The sequence below is a fragment of the Azonexus hydrophilus DSM 23864 genome (assembly GCF_000429605.1).
Lineage (GTDB): Bacteria > Pseudomonadota > Gammaproteobacteria > Burkholderiales > Rhodocyclaceae > Azonexus > Azonexus hydrophilus.
The window spans coordinates 222,791-248,698 of sequence record NZ_AUCE01000012.1 but is presented as its reverse complement, the minus strand read 5'-3'; the positions used below and the strand labels follow the sequence as shown (position 1 = coordinate 248,698).

The 25,908-nt window shown below is 63.2% G+C and carries 26 protein-coding genes; 18 read left to right on the top strand and 8 right to left on the bottom strand.

Annotated features, from left to right (window positions below; genetic code table 11):
- The 6 genes from G471_RS0105255 to G471_RS0105230 all read left to right on the top strand — a co-directional run bounded on the left by G471_RS0105255 (position 1) and on the right by G471_RS0105230 (position 4,246).
- Positions 1–609, top strand: coding sequence for a type II secretion system protein (locus G471_RS0105255; protein ID WP_028994413.1), 609 nt, complete (start codon positions 1–3; stop codon positions 607–609).
- A gap of 87 nt (positions 610–696) precedes the next feature.
- On the top strand, positions 697–1,692 hold the full coding sequence (locus G471_RS0105250) for a KpsF/GutQ family sugar-phosphate isomerase (RefSeq protein WP_028994412.1): 996 nt from the start codon (positions 697–699) through the stop codon (positions 1,690–1,692).
- Between the two features lie 10 nt (positions 1,693–1,702).
- A complete protein-coding gene (gene lptC / locus G471_RS0105245; RefSeq protein ID WP_028994411.1) occupies positions 1,703–2,284 on the top strand; it encodes an LPS export ABC transporter periplasmic protein LptC in 582 nt (193 codons plus the stop codon).
- Positions 2,281–2,874, top strand: a complete 594-nt coding sequence (gene lptA / locus G471_RS0105240) for a lipopolysaccharide transport periplasmic protein LptA (RefSeq protein WP_028994410.1) — start codon at positions 2,281–2,283, stop codon at positions 2,872–2,874. Before lptC ends, lptA begins: the two co-directional genes overlap by 4 nt.
- Positions 2,875–3,046: 172 nt before the next feature.
- Entirely contained in the window at positions 3,047–3,601 is a 555-nt protein-coding gene (locus G471_RS0105235; RefSeq protein ID WP_028994409.1) for a phasin family protein, read from the top strand.
- A gap of 78 nt (positions 3,602–3,679) precedes the next feature.
- Entirely contained in the window at positions 3,680–4,246 is a 567-nt protein-coding gene (locus G471_RS0105230; RefSeq protein WP_028994408.1) for a phasin family protein, read from the top strand.
- Positions 4,247–4,323: 77 nt separating this feature from the next.
- On the opposite strand, the gene G471_RS0105225 is transcribed toward G471_RS0105230, so the two are convergent.
- Together G471_RS0105225 and G471_RS0105220 are read right to left on the bottom strand one after the other, a co-directional pair.
- Positions 4,324–5,088: a competence/damage-inducible protein A gene (locus G471_RS0105225; protein ID WP_028994407.1), complete on the bottom strand. Its 765-nt coding sequence runs from the start codon at positions 5,086–5,088 to the stop codon at positions 4,324–4,326.
- Entirely contained in the window at positions 5,085–5,819 is a 735-nt protein-coding gene (locus tag G471_RS0105220; RefSeq protein WP_028994406.1) for an EI24 domain-containing protein, read from the bottom strand. The genes G471_RS0105225 and G471_RS0105220 overlap by 4 nt, the downstream gene beginning before the upstream one ends.
- A 95-nt stretch (positions 5,820–5,914) precedes the next feature.
- Between G471_RS0105220 and G471_RS0105215 the strand changes: the two genes are divergently transcribed.
- On the top strand, positions 5,915–6,682 hold the full coding sequence (locus G471_RS0105215) for a hypothetical protein (protein ID WP_028994405.1): 768 nt from the start codon (positions 5,915–5,917) through the stop codon (positions 6,680–6,682).
- Between the two features lie 15 nt (positions 6,683–6,697).
- Here G471_RS0105215 and hrpA read toward each other — a convergent pair whose 3' ends face one another.
- Complete coding sequence (hrpA, locus tag G471_RS0105210; protein WP_081700110.1) at positions 6,698–10,642, bottom strand: ATP-dependent RNA helicase HrpA; 3,945 nt, start codon at positions 10,640–10,642, stop codon at positions 6,698–6,700.
- Between the two features lie 209 nt (positions 10,643–10,851).
- On the opposite strand from hrpA, the gene G471_RS0105205 reads away from it, so the two are divergent.
- From G471_RS0105205 to G471_RS0105195, 3 genes are all read left to right on the top strand, one after another.
- Positions 10,852–12,444: a methyl-accepting chemotaxis protein gene (locus G471_RS0105205; RefSeq protein ID WP_169720481.1), complete on the top strand. Its 1,593-nt coding sequence runs from the start codon at positions 10,852–10,854 to the stop codon at positions 12,442–12,444.
- Positions 12,445–12,647: 203 nt separating this feature from the next.
- Entirely contained in the window at positions 12,648–12,908 is a 261-nt protein-coding gene (locus tag G471_RS0105200; protein ID WP_028994402.1) for a hypothetical protein, read from the top strand.
- 69 nt (positions 12,909–12,977) lie between these two features.
- Positions 12,978–14,612 (top strand): nitroreductase family protein, encoded by a 1,635-nt coding sequence (locus G471_RS0105195; RefSeq protein WP_028994401.1) that lies wholly within the window; start codon positions 12,978–12,980, stop codon positions 14,610–14,612.
- Positions 14,613–14,622: 10 nt separating this feature from the next.
- On the opposite strand, the gene crcB is transcribed toward G471_RS0105195, so the two are convergent.
- Complete coding sequence (gene crcB / locus G471_RS0105190; protein WP_028994400.1) at positions 14,623–15,012, bottom strand: fluoride efflux transporter CrcB; 390 nt, start codon at positions 15,010–15,012, stop codon at positions 14,623–14,625.
- A gap of 170 nt (positions 15,013–15,182) precedes the next feature.
- Between crcB and G471_RS0105185 the strand changes: the two genes are divergently transcribed.
- The 8 genes from G471_RS0105185 (at position 15,183) to G471_RS0105150 (ending at position 21,993) form a co-directional block, all read left to right on the top strand.
- Complete coding sequence (locus G471_RS0105185; RefSeq protein ID WP_028994399.1) at positions 15,183–16,754, top strand: inorganic phosphate transporter; 1,572 nt, start codon at positions 15,183–15,185, stop codon at positions 16,752–16,754.
- A gap of 66 nt (positions 16,755–16,820) precedes the next feature.
- The gene (locus G471_RS0105180) at positions 16,821–18,617 is read left to right on the top strand and encodes a glutamine--tRNA ligase/YqeY domain fusion protein (protein ID WP_028994398.1); all 1,797 of its coding nucleotides are present in this window, start codon (positions 16,821–16,823) and stop codon (positions 18,615–18,617) included.
- A gap of 1 nt (position 18,618) precedes the next feature.
- The gene (locus G471_RS0105175; RefSeq protein WP_028994397.1) at positions 18,619–18,810 is read left to right on the top strand and encodes a hypothetical protein; all 192 of its coding nucleotides are present in this window, start codon (positions 18,619–18,621) and stop codon (positions 18,808–18,810) included.
- Positions 18,807–19,292 (top strand): nucleotidyl transferase AbiEii/AbiGii toxin family protein, encoded by a 486-nt coding sequence (locus G471_RS0105170; RefSeq protein WP_028994396.1) that lies wholly within the window; start codon positions 18,807–18,809, stop codon positions 19,290–19,292. The genes G471_RS0105175 and G471_RS0105170 overlap by 4 nt, the downstream gene beginning before the upstream one ends.
- On the top strand, positions 19,285–19,482 hold the full coding sequence (locus tag G471_RS0105165) for a hypothetical protein (protein WP_028994395.1): 198 nt from the start codon (positions 19,285–19,287) through the stop codon (positions 19,480–19,482). Before G471_RS0105170 ends, G471_RS0105165 begins: the two co-directional genes overlap by 8 nt.
- The gene (locus G471_RS0105160) at positions 19,482–20,651 is read left to right on the top strand and encodes an Eco57I restriction-modification methylase domain-containing protein (RefSeq protein WP_028994394.1); all 1,170 of its coding nucleotides are present in this window, start codon (positions 19,482–19,484) and stop codon (positions 20,649–20,651) included. Before G471_RS0105165 ends, G471_RS0105160 begins: the two co-directional genes overlap by 1 nt.
- Positions 20,648–21,460, top strand: coding sequence for an orotidine-5'-phosphate decarboxylase (gene pyrF / locus G471_RS0105155; protein WP_028994393.1), 813 nt, complete (start codon positions 20,648–20,650; stop codon positions 21,458–21,460). Before G471_RS0105160 ends, pyrF begins: the two co-directional genes overlap by 4 nt.
- Positions 21,460–21,993 (top strand): protein disulfide oxidoreductase, encoded by a 534-nt coding sequence (locus G471_RS0105150; protein ID WP_028994392.1) that lies wholly within the window; start codon positions 21,460–21,462, stop codon positions 21,991–21,993. Before pyrF ends, G471_RS0105150 begins: the two co-directional genes overlap by 1 nt.
- Before the next feature lie 3 nt (positions 21,994–21,996).
- Here the strand turns inward: G471_RS0105150 and G471_RS19590 are convergent, their stop codons facing one another.
- From G471_RS19590 to G471_RS0105130, 4 genes are read right to left on the bottom strand one after another with little or no spacing between them, the layout of a single operon-like run.
- Complete coding sequence (locus G471_RS19590; RefSeq protein WP_081700108.1) at positions 21,997–23,313, bottom strand: ATP-binding cassette domain-containing protein; 1,317 nt, start codon at positions 23,311–23,313, stop codon at positions 21,997–21,999.
- Between the two features lie 12 nt (positions 23,314–23,325).
- Positions 23,326–24,087 (bottom strand): ABC transporter ATP-binding protein, encoded by a 762-nt coding sequence (locus tag G471_RS0105140; RefSeq protein WP_028994390.1) that lies wholly within the window; start codon positions 24,085–24,087, stop codon positions 23,326–23,328.
- Positions 24,084–25,022 carry a branched-chain amino acid ABC transporter permease gene (locus G471_RS0105135; protein WP_028994389.1) on the bottom strand — a complete coding sequence of 313 codons (939 nt, stop codon included), beginning with the start codon at positions 25,020–25,022 and terminating at the stop codon, positions 24,084–24,086. The genes G471_RS0105140 and G471_RS0105135 overlap by 4 nt, the downstream gene beginning before the upstream one ends.
- A gap of 2 nt (positions 25,023–25,024) precedes the next feature.
- Positions 25,025–25,900: a branched-chain amino acid ABC transporter permease gene (locus tag G471_RS0105130; RefSeq protein WP_028994388.1), complete on the bottom strand. Its 876-nt coding sequence runs from the start codon at positions 25,898–25,900 to the stop codon at positions 25,025–25,027.
- Positions 25,901–25,908 lie beyond the last annotated feature (8 nt).

The window sequence follows — 25,908 nt, the reverse complement described above, 5'->3', positions numbered from 1 at the left end:
ATGCAACACAGGCAACAAGGTTTCACCCTGATCGAAATCGCCATCGTGCTGGTCATCATCGGCGTCCTGCTGGGCGGCATCCTGAAAGGCCAGGAAATGCTGACCCAGAGCAAGATCCGCGCAATCGAGAAGGAACTCGACGGCGTCGCCATCGCCATTCTGGGCTACCGGGATCGCTACAAAGCACTGCCGGGAGATGACTCGCAGGCAAATGCACGCTGGACCGATGCTACTTCTGGCAACGGAACAGGCACCATCGAAGGAGAGTTCAACACATCGGACGGCACCAAGGCCAGCCTACGTGCCTGGCAACATTTGCGTTTCGCCGGACTGATCAGCGGTGATGCCGAGGGCGGCAAACAACCAACCAATGCCGCCGGCGGCATCACCGGAATAGCCAGCAACACGGCGGGTAACCTTATTGTCTGCACGACCAATCTGCCAGCAAAAATCGCCAACGCCATTGACACCAACCAGGACGACGGCTTGCCGGAAAAGGGCAGTATCCAGGCCTACGAGCAAACGGCCCACAACACACCACAAACCGACCTAGCCACCGCCTACAAGGACGATGGCAGTACGCAATACACCATCTGTCGCAAGGTCTGAGCCGTCGACACCCTGGCCCGTCCGGGGTCCCCCGCAGGCAGATTGGCGAAGTCGGGTATACTTCCCGGCCAAGACCATCTGCCTGCCATGAATACAACGATATCTCCCCCCTTCTCGCCTGAACGCGCCTTGAATCTCGGTCGCCAGACACTGGCCATCGAAGCAGCGGCTGTTGACGCGCTGAGAAGCAGGCTGGACGGAGAATTTGCCGAGGCCGTTCAGTTGATCCTGAACTGCAGCGGACGCTTGATCGTCAGTGGTATGGGCAAGTCCGGACACATCGCGCGCAAAATCGCCGCGACCATGGCCAGCACCGGCACCCCCGCCTATTTTGTCCATCCGGCCGAGGCCAGCCATGGCGATCTGGGCATGATCACCCGCCAGGACATCCTGCTTGCGCTGTCCAATTCGGGCGAATCCGAGGAACTGCTGCGCATCGTTCCGACAATCAAGCGCCAGGGAGCCCGCTTGATCGCCATGACCGGCGCCCCCGGCTCGACACTGGCCCGAGAAGCCGACGTTCATCTCGATGCCGGCGTTGCCCAAGAGGCCTGCCCGCACAATCTGGCGCCGACCGCCAGCACCACTGCCGCACTGGCGCTCGGCGATGCCCTCGCCGTTGCCCTGCTTGATGCCCGGGGATTCGGGCCAGAGGACTTTGCCCGTTCGCACCCCGGCGGCTCGCTCGGTCGCCGTCTGCTGACGCATGTCCGCGACGTCATGCGCCCGGCCGACCTGGTTCCGGTCGTCACGCCTGACACCCCGCTTGGCGACGCCATCGTCACCATGTCCCGCGGCGGACTCGGTCTGGTTGCGATTACCGACACCACAGGTCGTGCCATCGGCATCTTTACGGACGGCGATTTGCGACGCGCCTTTGAACGGCGACTCGATCTTCATCACGGCGCAATCTCAGAATTCATGAACCAGGCGCCACATTTCATCGCACCAGATCAACTGGCTGTTGAAGCGGTGGAAATGATGGAGCGACTTCGCATCAATGGCTTGCTGGTCGCGCTCGACAACGGCCCCTTGCTTGGCGCGCTGAACATGCATGATCTGTTCTCGGCCAGGGTCATCTGAGGGCCGCCCCATGAAGAACTGGTCAGGCCAAATCTTCCCGATCACCTTGCTGGCCTTGATCGCCGGCTTGAGTTTCTGGCTCCAGGCCAGCCAGGCCCCCATCGAAGCCGCTGGCTCAGGCAGTGACGACAAGACGCCGGACGCCTACGCAGAAAACTTTCAGATACGTCGACACGACGATAATGGGCAACTGAAATACCGCCTGAGCGCCCCCCATTTACAACACTTCCCTCACGATGACAGCTCCGAAATCCGCAATCCTGAATTGATTGCGTACCGCAAGGACATGCCCCCAGTCATCGTTACCGCAGGCCAGGCCAAGGTGACTGCTCAAGGGGAGAAAATCCTGCTGAGCGAGTCGGTCCGCATTGTTCGCGCAGGAAGCGCCGACCAACCAGCACTCATCGCCGAGACCAGCCGGCTTGATGTCAATCCGGAAGCCGGGCTAGCCGATACCGAGCAAGCAGTACACATCACCCAGGGTGCCTTCTGGATATCCGGTGTCGGCGCCCATATCGACAACAACGCGTCGACCTTCGAACTGAAATCGCAAGTTCGCGGCCAGTACCTTGCCCCCCGAGCCCAACCATGATCCTGCGCCTAGCCACGCTCGCCCTCGCCCTGGCAGTCAGCCAGCCAGCCGTTGCCGAAAAAGCCGACCGCGACAAGCCGATGCTGCTCGAAGCCAACCGCATCTCCATCGACGACACAAAGAAGCAGCAGATTCTCGAAGGTGATGTGATCATTACCAAGGGCACACTGGTTCTCAAGGCCGAACGCATCATCATCAGCGAAGACCAGCAAGGTTTCCAGAAAGGCACCGCCTTTGCCGCTCCCGGCAGCAAGGCCACTTTCCGCCAGAAGCGGGAAGGCCGGGACGACTATGTTGAAGGCGAGGCCGAGCGCATCGAGTACAACAGCAATACCGAGATCGCCGAACTCTTTCACCGGGCAAAAGTCCGCAGCGGTGAAGATGAAGTTCGTGGCGACTACATCTGGTACGACGCGGTCAGCGAAAAATTCCTCGCCAGTGCGGCAGAAGCACGCGACCCAAAGAGTATCACGCCGCGCGTCCGGGCCGTCATCCAGCCGCGCAACAAGGGCAGCGAGCCCGCCCGCCCGGCAAGCCGCGGCGAATCACTTGAACTACGCGGCGCGGACACCCTGACGCCAACCGAATGATGTAATTAGTTGATTAAAAACAATTTCGCAGAATGCTGCAGTGCACAAGATAATTGTTGACAAGTCGACAAGCTGATCTATAATCAGGGACATGGTGCGGTGCAGCATCGGATAATCTAAGGCACCGCGACGGAATTCTTTTTCTGTACGACCTTTCCTTCAGGAGATATCCATGTTCAAGACCCCCGAGCAATTTGCTGCCGCCAACAAAGCCACCGTCGATTCCCTGCTGTCGCTGGCCAATACCGCGCTGGCTTCCGCCGAGCGCATCGCCGCCCTGAACCTGAACACCGCCCGCTCGCTGATGGAAGACTCCGTCTCCGGCGCCAAGGCCCTGATGGGTGCCAAGGACGTTCAGGAAGCCCTGTCGATCCAGGCTTCGCTGGCCCAGCCGAACGTCGAGAAGGCCGTTGCCTACTCGCGTAGCGTCTACGAAATCTCTGCCCAGACCCAGGAAGAACTGTCGAAGATGGTCGAAGCCCAGTTCGGCGACTTCCAGAAGACCGTTGCCGGTCTGCTCGACCAGGCTGCCAAGTCGGCTCCGGCCGGTTCCGACGTTGCCGTTGCCGCCGTCAAGAGCGCCATCGCTGCTGCCAACTCCGCTTTCGACAACATGAACAAGGCCGCCAAGCAGGTTGCCGAGATCGCCGAAGCCAACGTTGCCGCTGCGACCAACGCCACCGTCAAGGCCGTCGGCGCCACCGCTGCCGCGTCCAAGAAGAAGTAATTCGCTGTATTCCGGCCTCCGCCTTCGGGCGGAGGCTTTGTTTCATCCGTACCACCAAAAACCACACTGGAGATGATGATGAGCAACCCGAATATCGAACAACTGACTGCCGCCCAGAAAGCCAACGCTGAAGTCATGACGGCGCTGATGCGTACTGCCTTCAACGGCCTGGAGCGCCTGACTGCGCTGAACATGGCTGCCTCCCGCGAGTTCTTCAACGCCACGGTCGCCAACACCCAGCAACTGCTGGCTGCCAAGGACGCCAACGCCGTCGCCAAGCTGAACAGCGAACTGGCTCAGCCGAACGTCGAAAAGCTGATGGAATACTCGCGCAGCGTGTATGACCTGGTGTCCGAGATGCAGAAGGAAGTGACCACGGTCATGGAAAGCCAGTACAGCAGCTTCCAGAAGAACGCTGCCAGCGCCGTCGAAAAGGCCAAGGCCTCGGCCCCGGTCGGTGGTGACGTCTTCGCCGCCACCATGCAATCCATGCTCGGCGCCTCGACCAAGGCCTTCGACCAGATGACCTCGATGGCCAAGCAACTCTCGGACATCGCCGAAGCCAACATGCAGGTTGCCACCAAGGCGGCCGCACCGGCCAAGAGCAGCGCCACCGCTGCTGCCCGCAAGTCTGCCGCCAAGTAAGTCACAGCCTTCATCGGCAAGCAAAAGAGCCCGCGATTCAGATCGCGGGCTCTTTCACGTCCAGGCCAAGCGTTGGTTCAGGGACGCCAGACCCAGGCAATGCCGCGTCTTTCGATCTCGACGCGGATTTCCTCCATCGCCTGATCAACCAGAGCCGGCGCCCCTTCGACGCCCAGTTCAAGATGCTTGCGCTCCTGACCAACCAACGAAGGCAGGGAAAACAGGCGTAACGCCGGATAGCCGGCGACGATCCTCTCCATCAGGTCGAGCAGCGCGCTCTCGTAGGCGTTCGGCCCAGTCAACAGAAAAGCCTTCTCGACCTTGTCGCCGACCGGCTTGAATTCATCCCGGTAGAAGGTATCGAGCGCCCAGGCTATCATGGGATGCGCCATCTGCGGAAAACCAGGAACAAAGTAATGGTCGTTGGCCATGAAGCCGGGGATGCGATTGAAGGGATTGGGCACGATGTTGACGCCGCGCGGAAAGGTCACCAGCAGCTTGCGCTTGTCGGTGATTTCCTCGTTGGCAAAACGGACCTTGAGCTCCTCGAAACCTTGCGGATGCAGTTCGAGCTCGACGCCGAGCGCCGCCGCCACCGCCTGCCGGGTGTGGTCGTCGGGTGTGTTGCCGATGCCACCACAGGAGAAGACGACATCACCGGCAGCCATCGTGCGCTTGAACGTCTCGGTAAGGCGTTGCCGGTAATCGCCGAGGTACTCGACCCAAGACAATTGCAGGCCGCGTGCGCCGAGCATCTCGGCAATTTTCGCAAAATGCTTGTCCTGGCGTTTGCCGGACAGAATTTCATCGCCGATGATGACAGCGCCAAAAGTACGACTCATGAACGTTCTCCCTGAATGCTGACGATGGCGCCGCCACGTTGGCGACGCAGGGCTTCCAGCCCGAAGTGGACGAATGATAGCGCGGCCAGCGTGGGCACCAGCAGGCCAATGATCGGCACATGCGCGAGCAGCGCCATGACCAGGCCGAGCATGAACAAAGGCCAGCGGTATTGCGCCCGCAGACTGGCCCACTCGGCGTCGGTCGCATGCATCGCCAGGGCGTCGTAAGCGAAGGTACGGCGATTGAGCCAGGCCATCAGCAGCAGCGGAACAAGCAGCGACATCCCGGGAATCAGCCACAACGGAATTGTCACCAGCCAGGCAATGATGAACAGCATTGCTGCACCCAGGCTGTTGACCGTGGCCGCGACAAAGCTGTCGCGGCCCATCGCAGCCAGGTCGCGATATTCGCCTTCGGCCAGATGCTTGAGCAGCAAGGGCATGATGAAGACGGCGGCGATCAACATTGCACACAGGTAGGCCAAGGCAAATAGCGCCATCCAGCCACCGAGCCAGGCCAGCAACTGAGCCAGCCAGACCAGCCCCCAGGCCACCAGCAGCGTCATCGGCGGCAGTTCGAGCAACTGTGCGATCAGCCAGCCGAGCGCCGAGAAGCCGAGCACCACCGCCAGCAACAAGGCGGCCAGCGCCGGCAGCAACAAGTACAACCAGACCCGACCGACGCGCAGGTCAGCCAGCGAGCGGCCCAGGGCCAGAACCACGATATCCATCACAGCACCTTCCGGAAAGCGGACGCAACCGGCATTTTAAAGTTTTTGCCGGCATCGCCGTAAAACAGCAATCGCCTCGAGCAATCCAGCCCCCGATGAATCTGCCGCCAGTCAGTACCAGCAACACAAGCGCTCAGGCCTCGCCCAGTGCCCGCGAAGTCTGGGAAAAGCGCCAGGAAAAGCAATCGCAGAACATGCAGGAAGGCCTGCAGCGCCTGCGCGCCATGCCCAGTCCGAAGGAAGCCGCAAAGGCGCGTGCCGAAGCCCGGGTCGAACAACTGAAGGAGCGCATCAAGCAGCTGCGGGCAATGCTGATCGGCCTGTCGCCGGAGCAGGCCAAGGCCATACTTCGCCAGATCGGGGCGATTGCCAAGGAGCTTGCCGGCATGGCCAAGGCAGCCGGCGGCGACAGCGGCGGAAGTGCTAGCGCCGTGTCGGTCCAGGTCCAGCAGGGCAGTACCGCCAGTTCGGCTGCCTCGGCCGGGACTACGGCAAGCACCGCCGCAGCCAGCGGTGAAGCTGCCGCCACCGATGGCAAGACAGGCACGGACAGCGCGCAGGCCGATTCGGCGACCGCGCCTGCGGAAAAAAACACCGGCAACGCCAAGTCGCTACGTGACAAGCTTCAGGAAGCGGCCAAGCAACTCAAAGCCCTGCTCGAACTGGTCAAGGCCAAGATGCGCGAAGCCCACCAGCAGGAACAGGACGAAGTCAGACAGGTAGAAAGCGCACTGCGCCAGGTGGACAGTGCCCTCGACGGCGGCGGCAATCTCTACAGCGGACTCAGCGCCGCCGCCGGGATCACCCCGACGCTGACGATGGCAAGCGTTGCAAGCGTCGGCAACATCAGCGTCCAGGCCTGACTCAGCACAGCCGACTCAGCGCCCAATTCCTTCCCACTGTTTCTGCAGTCGCTTCACCGACACCGGTACCGGCGTACGCAACTCCTGCGCGTAGAGGCCGACGCGCAACTCTTCCAGCAGCCAGCGGAACTGCTCGACCTGCGGATCGACCGCGCCCATCTTCGCCAGCTGGATCGCGCGGCGTTCGTAATTGGTCCACAACGGCGCGTACTCGGCCATCAACTGGGCGTCACGCGCCGGATTGGCCTTGAGCTTGTCGAGCCGCACACCGATCGCCTTGAAATAGCGCGGGTAATGCTGCAGACGCTCGAACGGCGTATCGACGACGAAGGTCTTGCCGATCAGCCGCTTCAGTTGCGCTTCGATGTCGGCGACGACCGCCGCCTGCGCCTTGAACGCCGGCAACTTCTTGACCACTGCCTGCCATTCGGTCAGCACGGTGCCAACCAGGCGGCAGACTTCCTGCATGATCAGCCCAAGCCGCGCCTTGGCCTCGGCACAACGCGCCTTGAAGGCCTCCGGCGTGGTCGGCAGCGGTTCGGTCAGGCAGGCGCGCTCGAAGGTCAGGTCGACGATCTGCCGCTTCAGGTCGTCGCTGCTGCCCAGCGCCATGAACTGCATCGCCATCTGGGTCAGGCCGGGGACGTTCTTGTCGAAGTACTTCACCTGCTCCTTGAACTGCAGCATGAACAGGCGCGACAGGCCCTTGCGGTGTGCGTCGGCGGCTTCCTCGGCGGAATCGAAGACCTTCAGGCTGACCGTTTCGCCGTCGTCGATCAGCGCCGGGTAGCCGATCACCGTCTGTTTCCCGACCGGCACTTCCATCAGCTCCGGCAGTTCGCCGAAGGTCCAGTCGGTCAGTTGGGTGTATTCGGACGGCGTTTCGTGCAGGTCGGCGAATTCCTCCTTGGCTTCCTTGCCCCATTCGCCGCGCAACGCGACCAGGCTGCGGTTCATGTCGAGCTGCCGGCCGTGTTCGTCGATCAGCTTGTAGTTCATCGAGAAGTGCGGCAGCAGCGCGTCGGGGCGGAAGGCGTCGGGCGTCACCGCCCAGCCGCGCGCGTTGAGCCCGCGCGCTTCGAGAATGAATTCGATCAGCGGGTTGATGATGCCCTGGTTGAGCTTGCGGTCGTTGCCTTCGACAGCGGCGAGGAATTCCTCGACGAATTCCGGCACCGGCACCAGCTTGGCGCGGATTTTCTGCGGCAGCGTCTTGATCAACTGCACCAGCTTTTCCTTGATCAGCCCCGGCACCAGCCATTCCATGCGCGCCGCCGGAATCTGGTTGAGTTGCGCCAGCGGCAGCGTCAGCGTCACGCCGTCCCTCGGCGAGCCCGGCTCGAAGTGATAAGTGAGCGCGTACTCCATACCGCCGGCCTTGAGCTTGTGGGGGAAGGCCTCGGTGGTGACGCCGGCCGCCGAGTGGCGCATCAGGTCGTCCTTGGCCAGGAAGAGCAGCTTGGCGTTTTCCTGCTCGGCGGTCTTGCGCCAGTGGTCGAAGGTGGCGCCGTTGTGGATGTCTTCCGGAATGAGATGATCGTAGAAGGCGAAGATCAGTTCGTCGTCGACCAGCACGTCCTGGCGGCGCTGCTTGTGCTCGATCTTCTCGATCTCGCGAATCTGCTTCTGGTTGTGCTGGAAGAAGGGCCATCTTTTCGCGAAGGACTCGTCAATCTCCTCGGCAACCAGCCCCTGGCGAATGAAGATGTCGCGCGCCTCGGCCGGCGCCAGCGGGCCGTAATGGATGCGCCGCTTCGGGTTGATGACGATCCCGTAGAGCGTCGTCCGTTCCCAGCCGGCCACCTGCATGGCCTTCTTTTCCCAGTGCGGGTCGAAGTACTGGCGCTTGATCAAGTGAGCGCCCACTTTCTCGATCCAGGCATCCTCGATGCGCGCCACGCAACGCCCGAACAAGCGGGTCGTCTCGGTGATCTCAGCGGCCATGATCCACTTGCCGGCCTTCTTCTGCAGCGGCGACGAGGGATGAATCAGGAAACGGATGCCGCGCGCGCCAAGGTAGTAACCGGATTCGTCCGACTTGCAGCCGATGTTGCCGAGCAGGCCGGAGAGCAGCGCCATGTGGATGGCGTCGTAAGTGCCGGGGATGTCGTTTTCCTTCCAGCCGAGTTCGGCGACCATCGCGTGCAACTGGCCGTGCACCTCGCGCCATTCGCGCAGGCGCAGGTAGGAGAGGAAATGCGCGTGGCAGGTATCGACCAGCGACTTGTTCGATTTCTTGTGCTCGACGGCGTTCTGGAACCACTGCCAGAGTTTGACCCAACTCAGGAACTCCGACTTCTCGTCGGCGAACAGCTTGTGCTTTTCGTCCGCCGCCTGCTGCCGCTCCTGCGGCCGCTCGCGCGGATCCTGCGTGGACAGCCCGGCGGCGATGACCAGCACTTCGCTCAGACAACCGAGATCGCGCGCGGCGACCAGCATGCGGCCGATGCGCGGATCGAGCGGCAGTTTCGCCAACGCTTCGCCGACCTTGGTCAGCTTGTTATCGTCGTCGAGCGCGCCGAGTTCCTGCAACAGCGCGTAACCATCGCTGATCGCCTTGGCCGGCGGCGGCTCGATGAAGGGGAAGCTCTCGACATCGGTCAGGCGCAGCGACTTCATGCGCAGGATGACGCCGGCCAACGAGGAACGCAGGATTTCCGGGTCGGTGAACGGCGGCCGGGCGTTGAAATCGGCCTCGTCATACAAACGGATGCACACGCCGGCGGCGACGCGGCCGCAGCGGCCGGCGCGCTGGCGGGCCGCCGCCTGCGAAATCTTCTCGACCTGCAACTGCTCGACCTTGTTGCGGTAGGAATAGCGCTTGACCCGCGCCAGGCCGGTGTCGATGACGTAGCGGATGCCCGGCACGGTCAGCGAGGTTTCGGCGACGTTGGTGGCCAGCACGATGCGCCGCTGGCCACCCGAGGGCTTGAAGATGCGGTCCTGCTCGGAAGCGGAAAGTCGCGAGAACAGCGGCAGGATTTCCGGCGCGTGCGCGGTGCTCAAGCCCGGACGAGCCAGGGCATGCTTGCGCAAGGCCTCTGCCGCCTCGCGGATTTCGCGCTCACCAGGCAGGAAGACGAGGATGTCGCCGGAACCCAGGCGGGCCAGTTCGTCGGCGGCATCGACAATGGCATCGTAGAGATCGCGCTCGTCGTCCTTCTTGTCGATGTCCTCGACCGGACGATGACGCACCTCGACCGGGTACAGGCGGCCGGATACCTCGATCACCGGCGCGCCGTTGAAATGCTGCGAGAAGCGCTCGGCATCAATGGTCGCCGAGGTGATGATCAGCTTCAGGTCCGGCCGGCGCGGCAGCAACTGCTTCAGGTAGCCGAGCAGGAAGTCGATGTTCAGGCTGCGCTCGTGCGCCTCGTCGATGATGATCGCCTCGTAGGCGTTCAGGTACGGGTCGCTTTGTGATTCGGCGAGCAGGATGCCGTCGGTCATCAGCTTGACCCAGCTCTCCGGCGTCGATTTATCGTGGAAGCGGATTTTCACGCCGACGCCAGCGCCAACCTGGGTCTTCAGTTCCTGCGCCAGGCGCGTCGCCACCGAACGGGCAGCCAGCCGGCGCGGCTGCGTGTGACCGATCAGGCCGCGGGCGCCGATGCCAAGGTCGAGGCAGATCTTCGGCAACTGCGTCGTCTTGCCCGAGCCGGTTTCGCCACAGACGATGACTACCTGATGCTTGGCGATCAAGCGAGCAATCTCGTCGCGCCGTTCGTTGACTGGCAGATCAGGCTGGAATTCGGGCTTCGGCAGCTTGCCGCGCCGTTCGGCGACGGCGGCCTGCGAGGCGGCGAGCAGTTTTTCCAGGTCGGCCTGCAGTTTTTGCCGCTTGTCGCCGGCCGAGCGTGGCAGTTCGCGCTGCAAGGCCCGCAGGCGGCGTGCATCGGCGCTCAGGGTGGTCAGGGAGACGTCGTCGCGCGAGGCGGGCTTGCGGGTGTGAGCAGACATGGGGACGGATTATATTCGTCTGGCGGTGGTGACTTGCCGAAACGAGTCAAGCCTGTAGCCAGACACATTGGCATTTAAGTAACACGCGTCTCGACAACGCTGCCACTATGTCATATTCTTGCCTTCAAAAAATGCAAAACTACCGAAATTGGCAACCATTTGGAGACATAACCGTGAGTATATTCAGCTTTTCCAGCATGAAGGGGCGCTTGACCCTGTCCGTCTTGGTCGCCCTGCTTGGCCTGATCCTGCTCGGCACCTTCCAAATCCTGCACCTACGCGCACAATTGCTCGAGGACCGCAAAGCCACGCTGAACGCTGCCGTCGACATCGCGACAAGCACGATCAAGGCATTCCACGAACAGGAGACCAAGGGGGAGCTCAGCCGCGAACAGGCGCAAAAGCACGCTACCGATGCGCTGCGTGGCATGCGCTACCTCGGGCCAGAATATTTCTACGTCTACGACAGCAAGGGGATGGGCGTGATGCACCCGATCCGTCCCGAGTACGTTGGCAAAAGCCACTGGGATCGCCAGGACAAGCAGGGCAACTACACGGTCCGGGATCTGGTCAAAACCGCACTCGACAAGACCGGGTTCACGGAAACACAAACTGCCAAGCCCGGAAGCGAAGCACTGGTTCCAAAATTGCAGCGAGTGGAGCATTTCGCCCCATGGGACTGGGTCGTGGGTACCGGCTTGTACATTGACGACCTTGATGCATTGTTTTACCAACAGTTGCGCAACGCCGGCATCGTCATTGGCCTGATTCTGTTGCTCGTCGGCGGCATCACCTGGTGGGTTGCTCGCTCGCTGCTTGCTCAGATCGGCGGCGAGCCGGCGCTGGCAGTGGCAACGATGAGCAAAGTTGCCGCCGGCGACCTGACCGTCACGATTGACCGAACAATCCCAGGCAGCCTGCTTGGCGAACTCAACCAATTGGTCGAGGCTTTACGCCGGATGATGGCCAATATTTCCCAGAATGCCTCCCAGGTCGCAGCAGCTGCCCAGGAAATTTCCGACACATCCGCCCGCGTTGCCGACGCCGCTTCGGCCCAGACCGACGCAACGCAGACAATGGCAGCTGCCATGGAAGAACTCACCGTTTCGATCACTCACGTTTCCAGCAACGCTGGCGAAACAGAAGAACACGCCAGCAGCGCTGCCGAGCTCGCCGATCAGGGCGAACGCAGCGTCGAAACAGTCGCCGCCAATATCGCGACCATGGCCGGGACCGTCGGCGAAGCCGCCGAAAAGGTACGCACACTCTCAGCCAATGCACAGGAGGTCGCGCGTATCGCCTCGGTGATCAAGGATATTGCTGGACAAACCAATCTGCTCGCCCTGAACGCTGCCATTGAAGCTGCCCGAGCAGGCGAACAGGGACGCGGCTTTGCCGTCGTTGCCGACGAAGTACGGGTACTTGCCGAGCGCACCGAAAAAGCAACGCTGGAAATTTCCGGTGTCGTAGACCGGATCCAGAGAGAAACGCTGAATGCAGCCCGGGTGATGGATACCGCCTTGCCAGAAGCGGAACAGGCACGCACGACCGCTGGCGAGACGACTGAACTACTGCATCGTATTGCCGAAGGCTCACGTGCCGCCCAAAGCCTGGTCCGCGATGTTGCAGCCTCCACCCGAGAACAAAGCGAAGCGAGCACTTCGCTGGCTCAGCAGGTCGAACGCATCGCCAACCAAGTCGAAGACACGGGAGAGAGCATGCGCACAACAGCACAAGCTGCCCAATCGTTACTTGATACTGCCCGCAACCTGAGCGCTGAAACGGCACGCTTCAAAGTCTGAGGCCCGCAAGGTTATGGTTTTCCCTTCGTTACCAAGTGCTTCCACAACAAGGCGGAAAACAATGTCCGGGTGATCCTGCAGGCGGTACCGACGCTGACGCTGGCGGAACGGCTTCCCCGGCTGGCACGCCGATTGCACGCACCGGTAAATGTCCCTGCCGGCGTCGAATTTGCGACACACCGCCCACCCCACTGGAGCCAGCCATGCCCGCCACCACCCTCGATTGCAAGGGCCTCACCGTCGCCAACGGCGACTGTGTCCGCATTCTCTCCATCACCCCCGACCCGGATCTCGATGAGGACGAGCTTGATCTGTTCATGAACATGATCGGATCAAGCTGCGAGGTCGAGCGGATCGACGCCGATGGCGCCGCTTGGGTCGTCGTCTGGTGGAGTTGCAGCGATGGCAGCGTGACAACCCAGGTCGGCCTCTACCCGCACCAGATGGAAAAGGTCACCCGCTAGGCCGGCACGCGATGGCAAACGGGCCCGCGCCTTCGCCAAGGGCAATCTAACAAGGAAAGAAGCTGCGTCGTGTCGGATACCCCACAAAACCCCTTGCGTGCCTATCACGCGCGGACCAAACATCGTTACGATGCTTACGCTGAAGGTCCTGGCCAGCTGGACTGGGATGCCCAGCCGGCGCCCTTCCGCCATTACCCCGGGGCGCCACGGCTTGAACTGCCGCTGACAGCCGAACGTTTTGATCGCCCTTACGGCCAGTTGCCGGAAAAACCGAAAAACCCGGTTGCTGCCGACCTCGTCAGCCTGGGGGCACTTCTCGAACTGTCTCTGGCCATTTCCGCCTGGAAAAGCTGGGGGCCGAACCGCTGGGCACTGCGCTGCAATCCCTCGTCGGGCAACCTGCATCCGGTCGAAGCCTGGGTACTGACCGGCGGACTGCCCGGCGTGGCAGACGGCGTGCATCACTACGACCCCGAGCAGCATGCGCTGGAAGGCCGGGCCTTGACCGCGCCGAGCGGCGAAGGCCCCTGGCTGGCGGTCGCACTGAGCAGCGCCATGTGGCGCGAGGCGTGGAAATACGGTGAGCGCGCTTTCCGCTATTGCCAACTCGATGTCGGTCATGCCGTCGGCGCCCTCGCCTACGCCGCGGCGCTGCTCGGCTGGGAGGCGCGTCCACGGGCAATCACCGGCGACGACCTCGGGCACTTGCTCGGCCTGGATCGCCCCGACGATTTCCCCCCTTCGCGCTACAGCTTCACCGAGACCGAGGAGGCGGAAATCCTGCTGACCCTCCACGGGCCCGGCCTGAACACCGTACCACCGGTCGCGCACTTGCGTCGCCATCTGACCGGCGTCATCTGGCAAGGGAGTCCAAGCCGGATTGACCCATCACCTGGCTACCGCTGGCCAGTCATCGACCAGGCGGCCGCTTTCAGCCGTTTCTTGCGGTCGAGCGCAGAAAAACCGCACTTTTCGCCGCTACCGCCACTCGCCCCACACCCGACATCTGCGAGCACGGCGCAACTGATCCGGCAAAGACGCAGCGGCCAGCGCTTCAACCCGAACAGCAGTCTGCCCAGCGCCAGTTTCTACCGGATGCTCGACGCCCTGCTACCGCGCCCGCAAGCACCGTTCACCGCGCAGGAAGCCTGTCCACGCATCCACCTGCTGCTGTTTGTGCTGCGCGTCGACGATTTGTCGCCCGGTCTCTACCTGCTGCCGCGCACCCCCGCTGCCGCCAGCGAGCTGCCTGCAGCCATGCGCCCCCATTTTCCCGAACTGCGCCGGGTCGAGCACGCCCCGCCGCAGCTCGGCCTGATCCAGCTCGCCGAATATGGCCTGCAAGCCTTGCAGCGCCTCGCCCGCAGCCTCTCCTGCCACCAGGACATCGCCTCGAACAGCGCGTTCTCGCTCGGCATGCTGGGTGAATTCGACGAGGCGACCCGTGACGGTTACGGCTACCGTGAATTGCTACGCGAAGCCGGTCTGGTCGGTCAGAGCCTTTACCTCGAAGCCGAAGCAGCCGGTGTACGCGGCACCGGCATTGGCTGCTTCTTCGACGACCCGGTTCACGAAGCCTGCGGCCTCGCCGGCACGCGCTGGCAAAGCGTTTATCACTTCACTGTCGGCACGCCGATCACTGACTCACGCATCGAAACCGCGCCGCCCTACCCACAACGCCGGCAGGAACCGAAACTTCGCTGAGGAACGCGGCTTACGACCAGATCCGCGTCGCCCCAACCGTCATCAGCCCCAGCCAGGTCGCAGTCAGCGAGCCGGCCAGGTGGATCGAGGCCAGGCCCAGGGCCAGCATCGGCTGATTCGACAGCAGCCGCTCGACCACTTCGGCAGAAAAGGTCGAGAAGGTCGTCATGCCCCCGAGGAAGCCGGTGATGATGAACAGCTTCAGGGCCAGCGGCAAACCGGAATTGAGATGAAAGACACCGACGGCGATACCAACCAGGTAACCGCCGGCCACGTTGGCCGCCAGCGTTCCCAGTGGCAGGGACAGGAATAGCGGATTGAGCGCCAGGCCAAGACCCCAGCGCACCCAGGCACCCAGCGCGGCACCCGCACCCACGGCGGCAAATCCGATTGCATTCATGGATGCATTCTAGCGCGACGGAAGGCCGGGCGACAGCCGGCGCCGTAATAACAAAAACGAAACAAAGCTGTCACAATAGCGCCTTTTTGCAACACCGAGCATCGTCGCGCCCAGAAAACGATGCCATTGAACGCTTGGTCGCGCCCGCAGCAAGGGCCAGGGAGAAATGCATGGAACTGAAGGACTTCAACGATATCGAGAAAGCCACCAAGCGTGGCCGGCGTGAGTTTTCCCGTCTTGGCATCGGCCTGCTCTTCGTCGTCTGCATCATGATCTACACCGCCCTCGGCGTCGGCGTCACCGGCACCCAGGGCATCATGCTGGTGGTGGCCGCGATGATCGGCGGCTACATGGCAATGAACATCGGCGCCAACGACGTCGCCAACAACGTCGGTCCGGCGGTCGGCTCGCGTGCCATCACGATGACCGGCGCCATCATCATTGCCGCCATCTTCGAAGTCATGGGCGCACTGATCGCCGGTGGTGACGTGGTATCGACCATCCGTGGTGGAATCATCAATCCGGCCGCAATCTCCGACAGCAACCGCTTCATCTGGATGATGACCGCCGCCCTGCTGGCCGGTGCACTGTGGCTGAACTTCGCCACGGCCGTCGGCGCCCCGGTGTCGACCACCCATTCCATTGTCGGCGCCGTCCTCGGCGCCGGTGTTGCCGCTGGCGGCATGGAAGCCGCCAACTGGGGCACGATGGGCAGCATTGCTGCCAGCTGGGTCATTTCGCCGGTGCTCGGCGGTGCCGTCGCGGCAGCCTTCCTGTTCTGGATCAAGCGTTCGATCACCTACAAACCGGACATGGTCGAAGCGGCAAAGAAAACCGTGCCTGTCCTCATCGGCCTGATGGCATTTGCCTTCAGCACCTACCTGATCCTCAAGGGCCTGAACAAGATCTGGAAAGTCGACTTCTGGACCGCCTGCGCCATCGGCGCCGGCATCGGGCTGCTGACCTGGTTCCTGATGGGCATCTCGGTCAAGGGTCGGGCCGCCAGCCTGAGCAATTGCAAGGCCAGTATCAACTCGTTGTTCACCATGCCCCTGATTTTCGCTGCCGCCTTGCTCAGCTTCGCCCACGGCGCCAACGACGTTGCCAACGCCATCGGCCCGCTGGCTGCGATTGCCGACACCGTCGCCCACGGAGAGGTTCATGGCAAGGCCGGCATTCCGCTGTGGATCATGCTGGTCGGTGCCATCGGCCTGGCCGTCGGTCTGGCACTGTACGGCCCCAAGCTGATCCGTACCGTCGGCAGCGAGATCACCGAACTCGACCAGATGCGCGCTTTCTGCATCGCCATGGCCGCCGCCCTGACGGTCATCATCGCGTCGCAGCTCGGCCTGCCGGTCAGCTCGACGCATATCGCGCTGGGCGGCGTCTTCGGGGTCGGTTTCCTGCGCGAATTCATCAAGAGCAATTACTCGCAGATGATCGACGAGATCAAGGAACATCACCTCGGCACCGACAAGGAAGTCGTCGAAACCTTCCTCAACCGTTTCGCCAAGGCCAGCATCAAGGACAAGCAGGAAATGCTCGACCAGCTGAAGGCCCGCACGGCCCAGGCTGACCTGTCGAAGTACGAGCGCAAGCAGATGCGCAAGGTCTATCGCCACGAACTGGTCAAGCGCTCTGCAGCATTCAAGATCGCCGCCGCCTGGATCATCACCGTGCCGGCATCGGCACTGATGGCAGCGATGATCTACTTCATGATTTTCGGCATCGTACACGCCTGATCCGGGGCCGGCGGCTGGTAAAATCGGGGCTTTGTGGCTCAACACATCGCCCCCGAACAGCACCTCATGTCAAAAGAAACCTCTGCGCCAGTCGCCGCCGCCAATTTCATCAAGAACATCGTCGAGGCCGACCTCGCTGCCGGCAAGCACGCCCAGCGCCGTTGGGCCGGCGGCCCCGGTCTCGCCGCTGACCATGCAGCGGCACCGCTCGACGCGGCGAAGATCCGCACCCGTTTCCCGCCCGAACCGAACGGCTACCTGCATTTCGGCCACGCCAAGTCGATCCTGCTCAACTTCGGCCTCGCCCGCGAATTCGGCGGCCGCTGCCACATGCGCTTCGACGACACCAACCCGGAGAAGGAAGAGCAGGAATACGTCGATTCCATCCTCGACGCCGTCAAATGGCTGGGCTGCTCGTGGGCCGACGACGCCGAGGACAACCTCTACTACGCGTCGAACTACTTCGACTGGATGGTCCAGTTCGCCGAATACCTGATCTCCGCCGGCCACGCCTATGTCGACAGCCAGTCGGCCGAGGAAATGCGCGCCAACCGCGGCACGCTGACCCAGGCCGGCAAGGATTCACCGTTCCGCAACCGTTCAGTCGCCGAGAGCATGGACCTGTTCAAGCGCATGCAGGCCGGCGAGTTTGCCGACGGCACCCACATCCTGCGCGCCAGGATCGACATGGCCTCGGCCAACATCAACCTGCGCGACCCGGCCATCTACCGCATCCGCCACGCCACCCACCACAACACCGGTGACAAGTGGTGCGTGTATCCGATGTACACCTTCGCCCACCCGATCGAGGATGCGCTCGAGTGCATCACCCACTCGATCTGCACGCTCGAGTTCGAGGACCAGCGCCCGTTCTACGACTGGCTGCTCGAACGGCTGGCCGAAGGCGGCCTGCTGCAACGGCCGCTGCCGCAACAGATCGAATTTTCGCGCCTGAATCTGACCTATGTCGTCCTGTCCAAGCGCAAACTGATCCAGCTGGTCGAGGAAAAACACGTCGACGGCTGGGACGACCCGCGTATGCCAACGCTGGTCGGCGCCCGCCGCCGCGGCTATTCGCCCGAGGGCTTCCGCCTCTTCGCCGAACGCATCGGCGTCTCCAAGCACGACTCGCTGATCGACTACGTCGTCTTCGAGGACGCCATGCGCGAAGTCATGAACGAGGCCGACGAACGCCGCGTTGCCGTACTCGATCCGCTCAAGCTGATCATCGACAACTATCCCGAGGGCCAGTTCGAGGACTGCCACGCGCCCAACCATCCGCTCAAGCCGGAACTCGGCCAGCGCACCATGCCTTTCGGCCGCGAATTGTGGATCGAGGGCGAGGACTTCCAGGAAGTCCCGGAAAAGGGCTTCCGCCGCCTTTTCCCGGGCAACAAGGCGCGTCTCAAGTACGGCTACATCGTCGAATGCACCGGCTGCGACAAGGACGAGAACGGCAAGGTGATCGCCGTGCATTGCACCTACCTGCCGGAAACCAAGTCGGGCACCCCCGGTGCCGACAGCATCAAGGTCAAGGGCAACCTGCACTGGATTTCGGCGGCACATGCCTGCCCGGCCGAAATCCGCCTCTACGACCGCCTGTTCTCGGTGCCCGCACCGGGCAGCCGACGCGAAGGCGACGCCCCCGACCTCGAACGCAACTTCCTCGACGATCTCAATCCGGATTCGCGCAAGATCATCACCGCCATGCTCGAACCCTCGCTCAAGAACGTCCAGCCCGAACAGCGCTTCCAGTTCGAACGCCACGGCTACTTCGTCGCCGACCGCATCGACTCGCAACCGGGCGCGCCGGTCTTCAACCGCGCCGTGACGCTCAAGGACTCGTGGGGCAAGGGTAGCTGAGATGGCGGGAAGCTGGGGTTGTCCGCACGAGGTCGCTGACCGCTGCACGAAGATCAACAATCTGCCGTGCAACCCCGGCATGAAGGGCTGCGAACTCGCCGGCCGTTACCGCTTCGTCGACGAGAGCAAGAACGAGCGCTACTGGGAAAAGAAGGCGCGCGAACAGGCCGGCGCCGAAAGCTCAAAACAATGATCTACCTTGACCTTTTCCGTGCGCTGGAGAAACACCAGGTTCGTTATCTGCTGGTTGGTGGTTTGGCAATGAACCTGCACGGCGTCCCGCGGATGACGATGGATGTCGATCTCGTGCTGGCAATGGACGAAGACAACCTGGATCGTTTCATCGCCTGTGCCGGCGAACTCAATCTCACGCCCAGCGCCCCCGTACCGCTCAACGACCTGAAAAAACCTGAGCAACGCAGACTCTGGCACGAACACAAGCGGATGATCGCCTTCGGCCTGCAAAACCCCCTGGCCCGCATTCCAACCATGGTCGACGTCCTGATCGCTCCTTGCATCGATATTGGCCTGGCGATGCAACGTGCGGTCGTTCGCGATCTGGACGGCACGCCAGTGACCCTGGCCAGCATCGACGACATGATCGCGCTAAAAAAGGGAACAGGGCGAGCGCAGGACGAAAGTGACATCGAGCACTTGGAGCGTACGCGTGGCTGAACGGCAGGACTCCCCCCAAGGCGGTTACCGTTACTTCGTCAGCGATGAGCAACTCGCCGCCTTCGCCCGGCTGACGCCCCTGCAGCGCCTGGAATGGGTCGAGGCCGCACGGGAATTTACCTGGCTCGGCCAGACCACAGAAACCCGCGCACGACACGAACGCCTCCGTCAGGGAAAGCCCATCGCCTGATGCCGCTCGACGTCGAACGCCTCGGCCAGGTCTTCACCCCGCCCAGCGTGGTGGAGTTCATGCTCGGCCTGTGCCGCAACCGTGGGCGAGTGCTCGAACCGTCGGCCGGCGACGGTGCGTTCTACCATGCGCTGCAGGCGCGCGGCGCCGAGCTCACCGGGGTCGAGATCGACCGCCGCGTGGCCCCGGCCGGTGCCCGCGTCATGGATTTCTTCGCGCTGCCGGAAAGCGAGCGCTTCGCCACCATCGTCGGCAATCCGCCCTATGTCCGCTACCAGGACATCGCCGCACGTACCCGCAAGAAACTGAAATCGCCGCTGTTCGACAAGCGCAGCAACCTGTTCCTGTTCTTCATCGAGAAGTGCATCCGCCACCTCGAGCCGGGCGGCGAACTGGTCTTCATCGTGCCGCGCGAATTCATCAAGCTGACCTCGGCCCGAAAGCTCAACGCCTGGCTGTTCGCCCAGGGCAGCATCACGCATTTCTTCGAGACCGGCGATGTCCGCGTCTTCGCCGGGGCGACGCCGAACTGCTGCATTTTCCGCTTCGAGAAGGGCCGTTTCGACCGGCGCATGGACGACGGCCGGACCTTCACCGAAGTGGACGGCCAGTTGATGTTCCTGCGCGAAAACCACGGCGTGCGCCTGTCCGACCTGTTCGACGTGCGCGTCGGCGGCGTTTCCGGTGCCGACCCGGTATTCCGGCACGCCGAGGGAAACCTCGATTTCGTCTGCTCGAAGACCGCCGACACCGGCGAGACGCGGCGCATGATCTACGGCATCGAACACCCCGCCCTGCTGCCGCACAAGCAACGCCTGCTCGCCCGCCGCGTGCGCAAGTTCGACGATAGCAACTGGTGGCACTGGGGCCGCCATTTCCCGATCAACGACGATCCGCGCATCTACGTCAACGGCCGCACACGCAAGCCGACGCCGTTCTTCCTGCACGACTGCCCGAATTTCGACGGCTCGGTGCTGGCACTGTTCCCGAAAAACCGCCGGATGCGTCGCCGCGACCTGATCGAGTGCACGATGATGCTCAACCACGAAGTCGACTGGCAGCAACTCGGCTTCGTCTGCGACGGCCGCTTCCTGTTCACCCAGCGCAGCCTGCAGACCTGCCTGCTGCCAGACAAGTTTTCCCGCTATCTGCCAAAGGACGAAACATGACCTTTACCGAACAACTCGCCGCCGCCTGGCAAAAGAACGACTCGCAGCTCTGCGTCGGCCTCGATCCCGATCCGGCCAAGTTCCCGGCACACCTGAAGGGTCGCGATGACGCCATCTTCGAATTCTGCAAGACCATCGTCGACGCCACGGCCGACCTCGTCTGTTCGTTCAAGCCGCAGATCGCCTACTTCGCCGCCCGCCGCGCCGAAGACCAGCTGGAAGCGCTGATCGCCCACATCCACGAGCGGCATCCCGGCATCCCGGTGATCCTCGACGCCAAGCGCGGCGACATCGGTTCGACCGCCGAGCAGTACGCAGTCGAGGCCTTCGAGCGTTTCAAGGCCGATGCCGTCACGGTCAATCCCTACATGGGCCGCGATTCGGTCGAGCCCTACCTGGCCTTCCCGGACAAGGGCGTGATCCTGCTCTGCCGGACCTCGAACGCCGGCGGTTCCGACCTGCAGTTCCTCGATGTCGGCGGCGAAAAGCTGTACGAACGCGTCGCCCGCCTGGCCGCCGAACAATGGAACACGACCGGCCAGATCGGCCTGGTGGTAGGCGCCACCTTCCCCGCCGAAATCGCCCGCGTGCGCGCAATCGTCGGCGAGATGCCGCTGCTGGTGCCCGGCATCGGTGCCCAGGGCGGCGACATCGAGGCCACCGTCAAGGCCGGCCGCACTGCGGCGGGTACCGGCCTGATGATCAATTCCTCGCGCGCCATCCTCTACGCCGGTAAAGGTGAGGATTACGCCAGCGCCGCGCGTCTTGCCGCGCGCGAAACGCGCGACGCGATCAACGCCCACCGCTGATGCCGGAAAACGCCGGGAAAAAACCGCGCTGGCGCCGCTGGGCGCTGGAAATCGCCCTCTTCGTCGCCGCCTTCCTCGCCTTCCAGGCCTGGCAGTTGCGCGACACGGCGCGCGGCCCGGCACCGCAGTTCGCCGGCGTGCACACCGATGGCCAGGCTTTCGACCTCGCCGCCTGGCGTGCTGCGCATCCCGGCCAGCCGCTGCTGATCTATTTCTGGGCCGAATGGTGCCCGATCTGCAAGACCACCGCCGGCAGCGTCGAAAACATCGCCGCTGATCGTCCGGTGATCACCGTCGCCACACAGAGCGGCGACGCTGCGGCAGTCGCGCGTTTCATGGCGGCCAACGGCTACCGCTTCCCGGCCCTGCCCGACCCCGCCGGGGCGATCATGAAAAGCTACCGCCTGCCCGGCACGCCTGGCTTCGTCGTACTGGCGCCGGACGGCCAGATCCGCTTCGTCTCGGTCGGCTACACAAGCGAGATCGGCCTGCGCCTGCGCCTGCGGTGGGCCGGCCTCGGCGCCACCACCTGAACGCTACATGCCGAGGTAAGCGGCGCGCACCTGTTCGTTGGCGATCAGTGCCTGGCCGCTGTCGGTCAGCGTCACCGCGCCGGTTTCCAGCACATAGCCGCGGTCGGCGATGGCCAGCGCGGCAAAGGCGTTCTGCTCGACGAGCAGGATGGTCATGCCCTGTGCCTTCAGCGACTTGACGACGTTGAACACCTCCTCGACCAGCAGCGGCGCCAGGCCCATCGACGGTTCGTCGAGCAGCAGCATCTTCGGCCGCCCCATCAACGCCCGGCCGATGGCCAGCATCTGCTGCTGGCCGCCGGACAGCGTACCGGCCGGCAGGTGGCGCTTTTCCTTGAGGATCGGGAACATCGCGAAGACCTTTTCCAGTTCCGCCTCGACCCCGGCCTTCGGCTGGGTGTAGGCGCCCAGGCGCAGGTTGTCCTCGATCGACAGCGGACCGAACACCTGCCGCCCTTCCGGGCTCTGGCAAATGCCGCGGCGCACGCGCTGGTCGGCACGTAGGCCGCTGATGTCCTCGCCGTCGAAGAAGATGCGCCCGCCGCTCATCGGCTGCACGCCCGACAGGGTGCGCAGGAAGGTCGTCTTGCCGGCGCCGTTGGCGCCGACCAGAGCGACCAGCTCGCCCTTGCGCACTTCGAGGTCGATGCCCTTCAAGGCCTTGATCCGGCCGTAGCAGCTTTCCAGGGCGCTGACGTGGAGCAGGATGTCGCCGGCCGCGTAGTGGCCGCCGGGTTCCAGCTCGCCGCCGCTGTGCGCGCCGAGGCCCACCGATTCCGGCGCCAGGCTGGCGATGCGGTGGTAGAGCTGGCGGTACTCGACCCGCGCCTGCTCGCCGAACAGCGGATCGTCGTTATCGGCAAAAGCCCGGTCGATGCTCTCCCAGTCCTCGGCGGTCAGCACCTCGCGGGCCAGCGGCATGGCGTCCTTTTCCTCGGTCCGGATGTGCGCCTTCAGGCTCTGCGTGTAGATGCGCAAGGCGCCGATGAACTCGGCGTTGCCCAGCGTCCCGGCTGCCGTCGCCGCCAGTTGCGCGCGCAACGAACGCAGCACTTCGGGACCGTTACGATGTTCGGCCTGCAGGCGGTCGAGGACGGCTGCCGCTTCCGGGCTGCGCAAACGCATGGCCGGGAACAGGTGATCGTCTTCCTTGGCGTGATGACAGGCATCCATGAACTGCTCGATGTAGTCGAAAACCGAGCTGAAGAAAGCCGGATCGACCGGCTCGCCGGCTTCCATTTCCAGCGCCACGGCGTCGAGCGTGATCGCGATGCGCCAGAGATTCTGGTGTTCTTCGGTAATGATGGTCAGTGTTTTCATGTCTCGTCCCTGTCAGGCGTGGGTGCCGAGGTAGGCGGCGATCACATCGGGATTGGCGCGCACTTCCTGGCCGGTCCCTTCGGCCAGACGACGGCCGTAATCGAGCACCAGGATGCGGTCGGAGAGGTTCATCACCATCTTCATGTCGTGTTCGACGAGAACGACGGTGATGCCCGAATCGGCAACCTTGCGCACCAGATGGTCGACTTCCTGGGTTTCCTTGGGGTTGAGGCCGGCGGCCGGCTCGTCGAGGAAGATCAGACGCGGCTTCATCGCCAGCGCACGGGCGATTTCCAGGCGCTTGAGCGCGCCGTAGGACATGGCGTCGGCGCGCGCGCCGACATATTCGCCGAGACCGACGAATTCCATCAATCCGGCAGCCTCTTCACGCAGCGCCTCGTCGCGCCGCTTGAGCGCGGGCAGGCGCAGCATCGCCTTGAACAGGTTGCGATCCAGCCGCAGATGGGCGCCGACCATGACGTTCTCGATGGCGCTCATGTTCATGCAGATCTGCAGGTTCTGGAAGGTCCGCGCCATACCCCGCCGTGCCAGCTCATCCGGCGATTTGCCCTGGATGATTTCGCCGTCGAGACGGATTTCCCCGCTGGTCGGCGTATACACGCCGGTGATCAGGTTGAACAGCGTCGTCTTGCCGGCACCGTTGGGGCCGATCACCGAATAGACGATGCCGGAATCGATGCTGAAGCTGACATTCTGGACGGCCTTGACGCCGCCGAAATGAATCGACAGATCCTTGACTTCGAGCAGGCTCATTTGTCGTCCCCCTTGCTGAAGCGTGCCGCCAGCGTCGGCACCAGGCCGCGCGGCATGAAGATCATGCACAGCATCAGGATGGCGCCGAAGGCGACCGTTTCCCAGCCCTCGAAGGTCGCCAGCGCCTGCGGCAGCGCCGTCAGCAGCACGGCGCCGACGATCGAGCCGTAGACCGAGGCCATGCCGCCGATGACGACCATGGTGACCAGTTCGATGGAATGGAAGAAGTCGGCGAAGTTGGGGCTGATGAAACCGATGTAATGCGCCGAGATGCTGCCCATGATGCTGGCCGAGAAGGCCGACAGGACAAAGATCGACACCTTGTAGCGGGCGACGTTGACGCCGACCACCTGCGATGCCACCTCGGAACCGTGGAGCGCCCGCAGCGCCCGCCCGAAGGGCGAGTCGATCAGGTTCAGCGAGCCCCACACGGTCAGCACCAGCAGCGCTGCCACCACCCAGTACCACTGGCGGTCGGAGCCGATCTCGAAACCGAACAAGGCCATCGGCATCACCGGCATGCCGTCGGGACCGCCGGTCCACTGGGCTTCATTGCGCAACGCGATGTTGATGATGATGCCCAGGCCGAGCGTCGCCATCGCCAGGTAATGCCCCTTCAGTTTGAAGATCGGCTTGGCCACCAGCGCCGCCAGCAGGGCCGAGGCCAGGGCCCCGGTGAGCATGGCGGTCACCGGGTGCCAGCCGAAATGCATCGGCAGCACCGCCGAGGCATAGGCACCGATGCCCAGGAAACCGGCGTGACCGAGGCTGATCTGGCCGGCAAAGCCGATCAGCAGGTTGAGCCCGATGACGATGATGGCGTTGATCGCCATGCGCACCGCGAGGTCGAGGTAGAAATTGTTGGGCACGACGAAGGGCAGCACCAGCAAGATCACGATCAGGCCGTAGAGGCCGTAGTAAATGCGCTTGTTCATGCTTACACCCGATCCGTCGATTTACCGCCGAACAGGCCGCGCGGCATGAAGAAGAGAATCAGCAGGATGAGCACGAAGGGAATCGCGTCCTTGTACGCCGACGAGATGTAACCGGCGCCCATCGCTTCGAGGATGCCGACCAACAGACCGCCGACCACCGCGCCCAGACCGTTGCCCAGACCGCCGACGACAGCGGCGACGAAGCCCTTGAGACCGAGCATGATGCCGACATCGTAGGAAGTCATGGTGATCGGCGTGATCAGGATGCCGCCAAGCGCACCGAGCGCAGCCGACATGGCGAAGCTCATGAACAGCACCCAGCTGGTGTTGATGCCGACCAGTTCGGCGGCCAGCCGGTTGACCGAGGTCGCCAGCATGGCCTTGCCCTGCAAGGTGCGGTTGAAGAAGTACCAGAGCGCGACCACGACCAGGGCAGTGATGCCGAGCACCCACAGGCTCTGCGGCAGCAAGGTGGCGCCGAGGACGTGGATCGGTTCGTCACCCGAGAAAGCCGGCAGGCTGAAGGTGTTCTTGCCCAGCCAGACTTGGATCAGACCGCGGATGACCAGCGAGGCACCGATGGTGATGATGATCAGGGTCACTGTCTCGGCGCCCTTGACCGGTTCGATCGCCAGTTTCTCGACCAGCACGCCGACGATTGCCGGCACCAGGATGGCCAGCAGCAACACCGCCGGCAGCGGCAGGCCCATCTGGGCAAACAGCACGGCCAGCATGCCGCCGAGCATGATGAATTCGCCCTGGGCGAAGTTGATCACGTGGCTGGCGTTGTAGATCAGCGTGAAGCCGAGCGCCGCCAGCGCATAAGTGGCACCGACGGTGATGCCGGAAAACAGGAATTGCAGGAACTCAGCCAGCATGGTGGCTC